The organism is Sphingobacterium sp. PCS056 (genome assembly GCF_023273895.1).
Lineage (GTDB): Bacteria > Bacteroidota > Bacteroidia > Sphingobacteriales > Sphingobacteriaceae > Sphingobacterium.
In genome coordinates this window covers 1,824,458-1,837,345 of sequence record NZ_CP096883.1, presented here as the reverse complement: position 1 = coordinate 1,837,345, position 12,888 = coordinate 1,824,458, and the positions used below count along the sequence as shown (strand labels likewise).

Genomic DNA, 12,888 nt, shown 5'->3' with positions numbered 1-12,888 from the left:
TTAACGAGATTTGTATCCTATCAGGGATAAAACATGCAGCTCAATTACATATGAACTGTATTAATATATATATAAAATGGAAAAAGATTTAGAATTAGGATTTAAAAAAATTTTAGACGGAAATCGTGAATGGATGGACTTTGTTAAGAATGATACATCAGGTCGTTTTCAACAATTAGCAAAAGGTCAAAATCCAGAAATTTTATGGATTGGTTGTGCAGATAGTCGTGTGCCAGCAAATGAAATCACAGGTACTAAACCTGGAGAAGTATTTGTACACCGTAATATTGCAAACATGTGTGTGCATTCAGACATGAGTATGCTATCTGTACTGGATTATGCGGTCAATGTTTTAAAAGTAAAACAAATCATAATCGCTGGTCACTATGGATGTGGTGGTGTTGCTGCATCATTGAGTCGCAATCAATTTGGTATTATTGATAACTGGTTGTGCCATATCAAAGATGTATATCGTTTACATGCGGCTGAAATAGACGCTATAGAGGATCATGAGAAAAAAGTAGACAGATTAATTGAGCTAAATGTACAAGAGCAGGTATTCAATTTGTGTACAACTTCCATTATCCAAAATGCTTGGAAAGATAGAAATGATCTGGCTGTACATGGAATGGTCATTAATATCGGTACCGGAGCATTGACAGATCTTAATTGTACTTTTACTAGTAATGAAGATCTTGGAGATGTATTTTCTTATAGATAGGATATAAAAGGGTCGGGCAACCGACCCTTTTACTATTTAAAAAATTCATTTTCCTTCCTTATACTGTTAGTACTATTACACTCTTTATTACAGTATTTTTTCTCTTAAAACAACTTACTTTAAAATGTAAGAACTACTACGGATAATTCGAAGTAATACTTAACTTTGTATTATGATAAACGAGGAGAAATCATTAAATTTTATTGAAGAAATTATCGAAGAGGATCTTCGTAATGGGGCACATGATGGACGTGTATTAACACGTTTCCCTCCCGAGCCAAACGGCTATCTTCACATCGGTCATGCTAAATCTATTTGCTTAAACTTTGGTTTAGGTCAGAAATACAATGGCAAGACTAACTTACGTTTTGACGACACTAACCCTGTTACAGAGGATACAGAATACGTTGAAAGCATTAAAAACGACATTCAATGGCTTGGCTTTAGCTGGGCACAGGAATTATATACTTCGGATTATTTTGATACTTTATATCAATATGCTGTAGACTTAATCAAAAAAGATCTGGCGTATGTAGATGATAGTACTGCCGAAGAAATTGCGGCAGCAAAAGGTACACCAACTGAGCCTGGAGTTCCTACCCCGAATCGTAGTCGTAGTATTGAAGAGAGCTTGGTTCTTTTTCAAGAAATGAAAGATGGTAAATACCAAGATGGTGAAAAAGTATTGCGTGCTAAAATAGATCTTGCCAATCCAAATATGCACTTGCGTGATCCTTTATTATACCGCATCAAGCATGCACATCACCACCGCACTGGTAACAAATGGTGCATCTATCCTATGTATGATTTTGCTCACGGACAATCAGATTCCATTGAAAAAATCACACATTCCATTTGTACACTGGAATTTATTCCACACCGTGCGCTATATGATTGGTGTATTGAAAAACTAGAGATTTACCCTTCTAAACAATATGAATTTGCTCGCCTTAACATGACTTATACTGTGATGAGTAAGCGTAAGCTATTGCAATTGGTCAATGATAAATTTGTCGAAAGTTGGGACGATCCGCGTATGCCGACAATTTCTGGTCTGCGTAGAAGAGGTTATACACCGGCGAGTATTCGTGCATTCTGTGATAAAATCGGTGTCGCTAAACGCGAAAACATGATTGATGTAAGTTTGTTAGAATTCTGTATTCGTGAGGATTTGAATAAAACAGCATGGAGAAGAATGGCTGTCTTGGATCCTATTAAATTAGTGATTACTAATCTCCCGACCGACCATATAGAAGAGTTACATGGTGAAAATAACCCTGAGGTTGAAGGTGGCGAAGGTTCACGTATGATCCCTTTTTCAAATGAATTATGGATCGAACGTGATGACTTTATGGAAGATGCTCCAAAGAAATTTTTCCGTTTAGGCCCTGGTCTATCTGTACGTTTAAAAAATGCCTATATCGTAACCTGCCATGACTTCGTCAAAGACGCAAATGGTCAAGTAATTGAGGTTCATTGTACCTATGTCCCTAATTCAAAATCTGGAGAAGATACTTCCGGGATGAAGGTAAAAGGTACCATTCACTGGGTTTCTGTTCCACATGCTAAGGAAACTGAAATTAGATTATATGATCGTTTATTTAACGATGAAAACCCTGCTGCATCTGAAAATTTTAAAGAATCGATTAATCCCGATAGTTTAAAAATTAGCAAAGCATATATAGAACCTGATTTGTTAAATGCGATACCGGGAAAAGGATATCAATTCATCCGACTGGGATATTTCACTTTAGATACCTCTTCGTCACCAGATCATTTGGTCTTCAACCGTACAGTTGGGCTAAAAGATTCTTGGGCCAAAGAAGTGAAAAAAGGTCAATAATAACAATAAAAAGGGAGGCAATAGCTTCCCTTTTTTTACGTCATCCTCTTCAAAAAAAATAGAATCACTGATGATAAATATCGATAGTTTACTCGATCTAGAAAGTAATTACCTTCAAAACTACTCTTGATTTTTGTCACATATTTAAAGCTGCGACCTCTTTATATTTGAATAATCACAATTAACACATTCAAATATGAAAAAGTTATTATTTGCAACTGCTGTATGTTTATTATCCGGATTAGGAATAAGTCAGGCACAAGAAACTAAAGACTTTGATAGATGGCAGATACGTCTTAGAGGTGTAGGAGTTGTCCCTATCGAAAATGCTGATGTATCCACGATCGGCGGAAATGTTTCTATTTCAAGTCAGTTTATTCCTGAACTGGATTTCACTTACTTTTTTAACAAAAACATCGCGGCAGAATTGATTCTAGGAACCACGAAACACAAAGTATCCACTACAAATTCGGATTTATCGGCTATTGGTGGTAGCACGAATAATAATATTGACTTGGGGAGTGTTTGGTTGTTGCCACCAACTTTAACTGTTCAATATCATTTCTATCCTAGTCCATCTATTAAACCATATGTCGGTGTTGGGGCTAACTATACTATATTTTACAATGAAGATGCTGGAAATATAGTTAAAAACGTAAAATATGATAATGCCTTTGGGTTAGCAACTCAGTTGGGTGTTGACATTAACATTTCGAAAAATTTCTTTGTAAATCTTGATGTGAAACACATCTTTCTGAAAACAGATGTCAATGTGGATGCAAGTAACCTTGCAACTGGATTAAATATTCCTGCAAAGGTGAGCATAAATCCCTTTCTTCTAGGTTTTGGTCTAGGGGTAAGATTTTAGAAAGAGTCGACAGACCTTGTAAAGAAATGTTTACCTTATATTTTAAAACGAAAAGAGACCAGTACTTTGATATAATTACTGGTCTCATTCATTGTATGAATCAATCTCTTAGATAGATCATTTTATATTTTCTGCTCAGATCAGCAACATAAGCATACCGACCTTTTTCTTTCGTATTTGCGAGTATCCGTTCATACCTATCAACAGAGTCAAGAGCAATTTTTATATTTTGAACTTCTAGTCCTGTTTCGGGTTTATCTGTAGCCAATTGTTGATAATAATCCATATGTTCTGTTAAAAATTTGAGATTACGATCAACAAGTTGATTAGCAAATTTACTTTCTCCAGTTTTATAAAGAGTATCAATAACATCTACATAACTTGTCACATCAGCTATACTGTATAGACGCTGTGGTAGCTCATTAAATGCTTTTACAGCAACTTGTCTTGCTTGTTCTGTTTTACCCTGTGCAAACAAAGTTCTTGCTGCTTTTCCAAAGATTTCTTCTGCATACATACCTGCAAATCTGAAGGAATCTGTATCAATATAAGTTGCTTGGTTTATATTTCCCCAAGCATATTTTTCAACAATATTTTTGTATAATTTATCTATATTTATTAGGGATTCCCCTTCTGAAAGTTTTGCATCAATAGGCATCAGACGTTTGGCAAATCCCTCATCGACCATGTATTTGTCCAATCCCATGAGGTTTTCACTAGGCACCATGCTTGAAAAATAAATTGGTCTTTGCCAATTGTTATTGGCAAGAACTGACATCAGCCCTAGGTCTGCCCGTGTTACATAATCATTTCCAAAAGTCCACTCCAATTGATTTGATATTTCATTTTCCCATTCCTGCGGCACTACTCGATTTTTGATTACCTCAGATTTATTGACAGCAAGCCTAAGTTGTTTTGTGGGCAAGAAGTTTTCATATTCTCCATCTCTCATTTGTAGTTTATGATCATTACTGTCGGATAGTAAGAAATCTAACAATAATTTAATATCTGTAGATCCTACTAAATTCAGTTCATGATAAGGCAAAGATTCTCGAATACCTTTTGCCACCTTTTCATTTGGAATGGTTATCGGTAATCCGGCAGCTTGATAAGTTGCATTTTTCACCTGCCGAAAGTACCAATCAGAAGTCAAATAACTAATGACCACTATCCTGACATCTCGACGTACACCCTCTACTTCTTGCAAATACCATAATGGAAAAGTATCATGATCACCATAAGTAAATAAAATTGCATTGGGAGCACAAGTTTCTAAATAATTTTTTGCAACATCCCTTGCTAAGGATTTTTCAGATCGATTATGATCATCCCAATTTTGATTAATAAGTATTACTGGCGCAGCAAATAGACACAGTGATGTTGCGAACAGGGCTGTATTTCTTTCGTTTGCATATTTTTTTAATAGTTCTGAAATAGCAAATACCCCTAAACCAATCCAAATGGCAAAGGCATAAAATGATCCTGCATAAGCATAATCCCGTTCACGTGGTTGTAATGGAGATTGATTTAAATATATAACAATAGCCAAACCTGTAAAAACAAATAATAGTCCCACGACAATAGCATCCTTCTTATTCCTCTTAAAATGCCAAAATGCACCAGCGAGTCCTATCAATAAAGGAAGAAAAAAGTAAGTATTTCTAGTTGGATTATGAATCATTTCATCAGACAATTTGGATTGGCCTCCAAGATGTAGATTGTCAATAGCTTTAATACCTGATAACCAATTTCCTTCTGTTAATGAACCATTTCCTTGTTGGTCATTTTGGCGACCAACAAAATTCCATAGAAAATATCGCGCATACATATGTCCAATCTGATAATTAAAAAAGAATTTTAAATTATCAGCAAAATTGGCTTTTCGGCCTTCTTCAATTCCTAAATAGCCTTTATAAAAATATTGATGATAGGGTTTCTGACTATAAATCCTTGGAAATATGGTTTCTCGATCAAATTGATAACTGGACGACCTTTTTATTGCGGCATATTGATGACTGTCTTTTCTATAATCAACACGTTCATTGACTCCAGTTGGATTTGCATCAAAATATGGACCTTTTATCAATGGTTCTGATTCGTACTGTTCTCGACTTAAATAACCTAAGAAAGAAAAAACATTTTTAGGGTCATTATTGTTTAGGGAAGGATTGGCATTCGCTCGAATCAGAACCATGGTAAAGGAACTGTATCCCAAAAGAATAAAGCAGGTTGCTAGTAATGCCGTATTTAACACAACTTTCCCCTTTCTTATGGAGTAATAGATACCATAAATTAATGTTGATAGAATCAACGCTACAAAAACCAATATCCCTGACCCAAATGCCAGCCCGAGAGTGTTGACAAAAAATAAATCAAATTTGGCGGCATACTTAATGAGATACTGAATCACGCCCCAAAGAATTAATGCCAGTACTCCGAGTCCAATTATCATTGCTTTACTGATTCCCCATAAAGTTGTCCGGTCTGTTTTCTTGAAATAGATGATAAGAGCTATAGCTGGAATCACCAATAAGTTCAATAAATGAACCCCAATTGATAGTCCGATGATATAAGCGATAACGATAAGCCATCGATCTGCTTGTGGTTTATTTGCGCGAGCTTCCCACTTTAATATCGCCCAAAATACTACTGCAGTACACAAGGAGGACATCGCGTAGACCTCTGATTCTACTGCTGAATACCAAAATGTATCGGAGAAACTATAGGCTAAGGCACCGACAAGACCTGCTCCCATAATTTTAATAACTTGATTTCTATGAATTGGTTTATCATCAGAATGACTGATCTTTTTTCCTAACGCTGTAATGGTCCAAAATAAAAATAATACTGTCAAACCACTGCATACAGCAGATCCGATATTCATCCAAAAGGCAATCTGAGCCACATTGCCTAATGCAAAATTTGAAAAGATATTCTGTATCATCAGAAACAATGGTGCTCCTGGCTGATGAACAATCTGGAGTTTATAAGCTGAAGCAATAAACTCACCGGTGTCCCACCAGCTTGTTGTCCGCTCAGCCGTAATAATAAAAACTACTGTTGCTATGATGGCACATAGCCAGCCTAACATATTGTTCACTTTCTGATAGCTCATGAATGATCCAGGTTTAATTGATGATATATAATCAATTAAATATAATGAAAGAAGATTTCAATTGAACTAGATTAACTTTTTTTAACAAAAAAATACAGCCTATAAAAAAGCCCGCTACATTTACGTGGCAGGCTGATCGTTAAATAGGTTGATTTAGAATAACTTTTCTACAATACTTTTTGTCGGCCCAGGATTACTCATGGTGTAAAAATGTAAAACGGGAGCCCCGAAATCGATTAATTCTTTACACTGCTGTACTAGCCATTCTTCTCCCACTTGTCTTACATCAGCATTACTTTTACATGCGGAGACCGCTTCACTCAATTCTTCGGGAATATCCAAATGGAAAATCTTAGGTAGGGTAATCAATTGCTTTTTAGTTGTCAACGGTTTCAATCCGGGTATAATAGGAACATGAATACCATTTTCTCTACATTTTGTAACAAACTCTTTGTATTTTTCTACATTAAAAAACATTTGGGTCACGATAAATTCTGCTCCCATTTCTACTTTCTTTTTTAACCATTTGAAATCTGTATTGAAGTTTGGCGCTTCAAAATGTTTCTCTGGATAACCCGCGACACCAATACAAAAGTTTGTTTTTTCAGATATAGCAATATCTTCATGGAGATATTGTCCCTGATTCATATCAACGACCTGTTGCAATAAATCCGTTGCAAATGCATGTCCACCATCTGTTGGAATAAAATCAGAATCACCTTTTCGTGCATCTCCCCTTAGTACCAGTACATTATCAATACCTAAGAAATTTAGATCAATTAATGCATTCTCCGTTTCTTCTTTCGTAAATCCTCCACATATAAGATGAGGAACAGCATCCACTTTATACTTATTCATAATAGCGGCACAGATAGCAACTGTTCCTGGACGTTTACGATAAGCCACACGCTCTAATAAACCGCTTTCGTGTTTCTTATACATATAGTCTTCTCTATGATAAGTCACATCGATAAAGGGAGGCTTGAATTCCATAAGTGCATCCATTGTTTTAAAAATACTCTGGATACCTTGCCCCTTGGCTGGAGGCAACAATTCAAAAGAAAACAAAGTTTTTCCTTTGGCATTACTGATATGATCAACGATTTTCATTAATTTTTTTTAAATATGATTTTGGTTGGCTTACATCGAAATGCACAAGTAAACTTGTTTCAACTTATCTTTCCCATCTCTGAGTTGGGGTAGAATGTAGCACCTTATAAAATAACAGGTTGCTAAGGCTTCATTGGGTCTAGTCCCTCTGCCTTTCTCTATAAGCATCGGCTAATATCGGTAATAGAAATTTATAATCAAAATAATATTAGAAGCTTGCTCAAAAAATTATACGCTTATGGCGCTATAAAAACAAGATCAGATAAAATAAATAAGCCACTACACAAAGATGTGTAGTGGCTTATATTTCTTCATGTTCGATAGTGAAGATGTTAAATTTCTTTATACAACTCAACTAAGCCTTCGGGCAAATCAACCTCCAATACTTGATCTTCTGAATCAATACCGAGCATTAAATCATCATTTAATGGGAACATAAGCTCCTTGCCATTGAAATCAACGGTGGCTATAAATTGTTGTGGCATTTCTTGCACATGTGTAATTTCTCCAAGTTCTCCATGTACCTCATCAATCACTAGATACCCAATTAAATCCGTATATCTGAAATCATCAGGATCACGTTCAGGCATTTTATCATTAGGCAGATATACCTTCTTACGGACTAAGGGCTGTGCTTTATCGATATGATCTACATCTTCCAAATTCAAATAAGCGGTACTATTGGTTTGGTATTTAATATTAGCAACAAAATAAGGAACTAATTTTTTATTGACTTCAACAAATAAGACATCAAAATCTAGATCTTGATAATCTTCAAATTCGAAAAAAAGCTGCAGCTCTCCTTTTAATCCTCGTGTTTTACTAATATAACCGATGTAAAAACTTTCTTCTATGGTCATGTTCTAATTTGAAAGGGCAAATTTAAAAATATAAATACAAAATTGCAGTACTACTTTGGAAATAGGAGTTATTTTCTTTTAAAAAAAAAGCCGGATCATGTCGAACCGGCTTTCTTGATACTGTATGAAAGAAAAATTATCCTTCAGTTTCTTCTGCAGCAGGAGCTTCAGTTTCTTCTGCAGGAGTTTCCTCTGCAACTGGAGCATTTTTAGCAGCAATAGCAGCAGCTTTTTCTTCTTTTTTCTTAGCTTCAGCAGCTAATGCAATTTTCTTAGTTTCAGCTTTTGTATTAGCTAAACCGTCTTTTTTACCAGCGATTCTTGCATCATTAGCTTCAGTCCAAGCAACAAATTTAGCATCAGCAGCAGCCTCATCAAATGCACCTTTTTTAACACCGCCTAATAAGTGTTTTTTGTATAAAACACCTTTATCCGAAAGGATAGTACGAGCTGTGTCAGTAGGTTGAGCACCTTTATTCATCCAATCCAAAGCTTTTTCAAAATCCAAAACGATAGTCGCTGGATTTGTGTTCGGGTTGTAAGAACCAATACGGTCGATGAATTTACCATCACGTGGAGCACGTGCATCTGCTACTACTAAGTGGTAAAAAGGACGTCCTTTTTTACCATGTCTTTGCAATCTGATTTTAGTTGCCATGTTTTCTTGTTATTTATGTATTCAACATATCCCCCGTACTTCATGTAAGAGGGGACGCAAAGATACAAAGGATTTGTGAAAGTAAAAAGCTAAATATAAGAGTCAACTTCCAAGTAATAAGAAAGATGCTACCTTAGCATCCATTTTGAACCGTAGAATGATTTAAAAATCATCCGTTTTAAAGAATATAATCTGGCTTCATAACAGAAAAATAATGGAATTTAATTCGAGAAATTTATTTGTAATTTTACGTCTATTGTTAAATAATAGACATACATACAGTTTTGTCTATTCAAATTAATAAGCGTATTTTCATCCTTCCAAATCAAATTGAATTCATGTCATTAATAGCTCCATTAAAAATATTAAAAGCCTCTGCAGGTTCTGGTAAAACGTTCAGCTTAACTGTACATTACCTAACGCTATTACTTTCAAAAGAAAACAGTTATCGAGAAATATTAGCTGTCACTTTTACAAATAAAGCAACGGCTGAGATGAAAGAAAGAATTTTATCCGTATTGAAGGGTTTGGCCTTGGGTGATCAAAGTAGAAAAATACAGGATTATAGAAGTTTATTGTTGACACAATTTTCACAATGGAATACAAGCTTCATTCAAGAAAAGGCGTACCGGGTCTATCGCAAGATTTTACATGATTATAGTCACTTTACCATTAGTACTATTGATGGATTTTCTCAAAAAGTTATTCGAAGTTTTACATATGAGCTCAATTTGGATGCAGCATATAAAATAGAAATGAATACCAGTAGGGTGCGACAAGAGCTTACTGTCATGTTAAACCAACTTTTGGATAAGCGTCCGGATCTACTGGAATGGATCATTGAATTTGCCGAAAAAAAGATATCAAATAATGAAAATTGGAACTACCGTAGAGAATTAACTAACTTGGCAAATGAAATCTTTTCAGAAAACTTCAAAGAATTTGACAAACATCTTTTATCACAAAATTCGGATAAAGTATTTAATACCTTAAATAAGGAAATAGAAAATTTTACTCAAGTATTCTTAGAAGCCCTAAACGAAGAGATCAAAAGTTTTACAACCACATTTAAATCCTTAAACATTGATCCTGCGGAGTTAAAGGGAAAAAGCAGAAATCCTATTTATTCGTTATCCAATGCAACGATCAATGTGTTCAAACAAAGTACGTCTAAACTCCATGAGATTATTACTAAATATGTTGATTTAATGGATAAGGAGGATGCTTTTTTAAACGGTAAGAAAGAAATCAATTACGCTTTGAAGCAAGCCTTATTCCCACTTCTAAAAAACTTTAAAATATTACAAGATAAATTCAGTACTTATATCACTTACGAAGCATTCCAAAAAAATTTTTACTATCTCCGTCTTATGAAAGAGATGAGTGACCTATTGGCACAGTGGCGTAAGGAAAACAATGCTCAATTAATTTCAGATGCTCAAATTCAATTGAATAAACTGGGATTAGATCAACATGGAGATCCTACTTTTATTTGGGAAAAAATCGGAAACCGTTACCAATATTTTCTTTTTGATGAGTTTCAAGATACTTCACGTATCCAGTGGAAAAATTACAGCCCATTATTAATCAACGCACTTGGAAATGCTTCTGGAAATATTTCAGAGCATTTAATTGTTGGAGATGTCAAACAAAGTATCTACCGTTGGAGAAATGGTGATTGGCGCATCTTACTGCAACAAGCAGAAAAACAAGTCGCCCAAGCCTTTCATATTTCAAATGAAGAAGACCTAAAAGAATTGATAGAAAATGGCTCCTTGGATGTCAACTATAGAAGTCTGCCCAATATTATCCATTTTAACAACTATTTATTTGAGACTATCCCAAGTCATATTCAAAAACTATTAAACGAGCATATTGCAGCTGATCTTAGCGATGAAGGACAATCTTGGTGGAATGAAATGGGTTATAACCATATGATTATAAAAGCTTACGAAGGCGCTTCACAACAAGTACCAAAGTCCAAACTCCAAGATAAGTTACAACAAGGTTCTATTACTGTCAAATATCTGGAAGTAGAAAACAATGTAAGAAGAAGCTCACAGGTGGAGGAACTTGCTGTGAGCTCCTTATGTCAACAAATTGAAGAGTGGATTACATCGGGCAGATATCGCGCAAATCAGATTGGAATTCTTGTACGATCAAATAAGCAGGCAAGATTGATCATCCATGAACTGATGAATTATAGAAATGAAAAACAGCTACAATTTGAAGTTATATCTGGAGATGCACTTGCATTAGAGGCAAATGAGGGGATACAATTACTGATTGAAACACTTAAGGCTTTTGTATTCAATAGTGATAAACATGTATTATATAAAGCAAAACTCACACATCTTTATCATATTATTCAAAAAGGGAAAAGTTTTAGTGCAGATGTCTGGTTAAAATTTAAAGAAAATGATGTTCATAGTTTGCAAGGAGAGCTACCAAAAGAACTGCTGGAAAACTGGGAGCACTGGCAGAAACTTCCTTTGGTCCATCTGGTTGAAAAGTTGATAGAAGCTTACGGATTGACTTCTTTACATAATGCCCATCTGCCTTATATATTGGCCTTTAAAGATATGATTGCTAATTTTTCGGCAAATGGAGAGCGCGGGATTAATCAATTTTTGATCTTTTGGGAAGAAGATGGTATAAAATCGGTATTACCCTCTTCTGGTAAAGTAGATGCTATTGAAGTGACCACAGTACACAAATCAAAGGGATTAGCTTATGATGTGGTTATGATTCCATTTTGCAATTGGACTTTAGATGGCATGGTCAATGGCAACTTCTGGATAGATACCGAAGGAACAGCTCTTGAAGCCATAGGGAAAGCACCGATTAAGTATACTTCTTCTCTAGGACAATCTACCCTATATCAGAAGTACTATGAAGAGATGGTTTTTAATTATATGGATGCACTCAATACGTTCTATGTTGCAACCACTCGAGCAATAGAACATCTTTATATATCCGCACCTGCTTTTAAACAGCTCATCGACAAAAAAACAGGAGAAATTATAGGCGTGGACGTAAAGAATGATTTAATCAGTGATATCGTCTATCAAGTATTGGATAATCATAGAGGAGACTTTACTTTAGTAAATAATGAAATAAACATCGATCATATCATACCTCGACAAAAAAGTGATCAGGTTGAAATAGGAAAAATCGCTCTGGAACACTATCCCGTTTCAAAAGAATTGGATAAGGCTTTTGATAAATCCTCACAACGTACCATTAACAGCATCTTATTACTTGACAAAGCCTCGCAATACGGTGTCATGGCGCATGAAATCATGTCCATTGTAACTACACAAGAGGAAATTGAAACCATCATTAATCAATATATTTCAGAAGGCATATTTACACCGGCTGAGAAATCTGCAATTCTTCATGAGGTCAATCAAATATGGCAACACCAACAAATCAATATGTGGCTGACTGGTGATTTTAAAATTTGGAATGAATCGGCCATCATCACTGCTAAAGGTGAAACCTTACGCCCCGACAAAGTATTTACTAGCGAAAAAGAGACGATTGTACTCGACTTTAAATTTACCCAAAGTGAAGCGATGTCCCATCAAAAGCAGGTGAAGCAATATGTCAGAACACTGGAGGAATTAGGCTATAAGAATGTAAAAGGATTCTTATTTTATGCCAAGTCAAATGATTTAGTAGAGGTTTTATTACATGCAAAAAATTAGAAA

8 protein-coding genes and 1 riboswitch are annotated in these 12,888 nt (G+C 35.2%); of the genes, 4 read left to right on the top strand and 4 right to left on the bottom strand.

The genetic code is table 11. The features are described from left to right. The first annotated feature begins 76 nt into the window (after positions 1-76). The 3 genes from MUB18_RS07605 (at position 77) to MUB18_RS07595 (ending at position 3,432) form a co-directional block, all read left to right on the top strand. Positions 77-721 carry a carbonic anhydrase gene (locus MUB18_RS07605; protein WP_045752419.1) on the top strand — a complete coding sequence of 215 codons (645 nt, stop codon included), beginning with the start codon at positions 77-79 and terminating at the stop codon, positions 719-721. Between the two features lie 172 nt (positions 722-893). Continuing rightward, a complete protein-coding gene (locus MUB18_RS07600) occupies positions 894-2,564 on the top strand; it encodes a glutamine--tRNA ligase/YqeY domain fusion protein (protein ID WP_248755524.1) in 1,671 nt (556 codons plus the stop codon). Between the two features lie 196 nt (positions 2,565-2,760). Further along, entirely contained in the window at positions 2,761-3,432 is a 672-nt protein-coding gene (locus MUB18_RS07595) for an OmpW/AlkL family protein (RefSeq protein WP_248755523.1), read from the top strand. A 100-nt stretch (positions 3,433-3,532) separates the two neighbouring features. On the opposite strand, the gene MUB18_RS07590 is transcribed toward MUB18_RS07595, so the two are convergent. From MUB18_RS07590 to MUB18_RS07575, 4 genes are all read right to left on the bottom strand, one after another. Next, a complete protein-coding gene (locus MUB18_RS07590) occupies positions 3,533-6,547 on the bottom strand; it encodes a DUF2723 domain-containing protein (RefSeq protein ID WP_248755522.1) in 3,015 nt (1,004 codons plus the stop codon). A 153-nt stretch (positions 6,548-6,700) separates the two neighbouring features. Next, positions 6,701-7,657, bottom strand: a complete 957-nt coding sequence (locus tag MUB18_RS07585; RefSeq protein WP_045752422.1) for a methylenetetrahydrofolate reductase — start codon at positions 7,655-7,657, stop codon at positions 6,701-6,703. A 61-nt stretch (positions 7,658-7,718) separates the two neighbouring features. Beyond that, a riboswitch (SAM riboswitch) is annotated at positions 7,719-7,824 on the bottom strand. Positions 7,825-7,989: 165 nt separating this feature from the next. Beyond that, a complete protein-coding gene (rimM, locus tag MUB18_RS07580) occupies positions 7,990-8,517 on the bottom strand; it encodes a ribosome maturation factor RimM (RefSeq protein WP_094773201.1) in 528 nt (175 codons plus the stop codon). A 136-nt stretch (positions 8,518-8,653) separates the two neighbouring features. Beyond that, positions 8,654-9,175, bottom strand: a complete 522-nt coding sequence (locus MUB18_RS07575) for a 30S ribosomal protein S16 (RefSeq protein WP_094773200.1) — start codon at positions 9,173-9,175, stop codon at positions 8,654-8,656. 338 nt (positions 9,176-9,513) lie between these two features. Between MUB18_RS07575 and MUB18_RS07570 the strand changes: the two genes are divergently transcribed. Then, entirely contained in the window at positions 9,514-12,885 is a 3,372-nt protein-coding gene (locus MUB18_RS07570) for a UvrD-helicase domain-containing protein (RefSeq protein WP_248755521.1), read from the top strand. Positions 12,886-12,888: the final 3 nt, after the last annotated feature.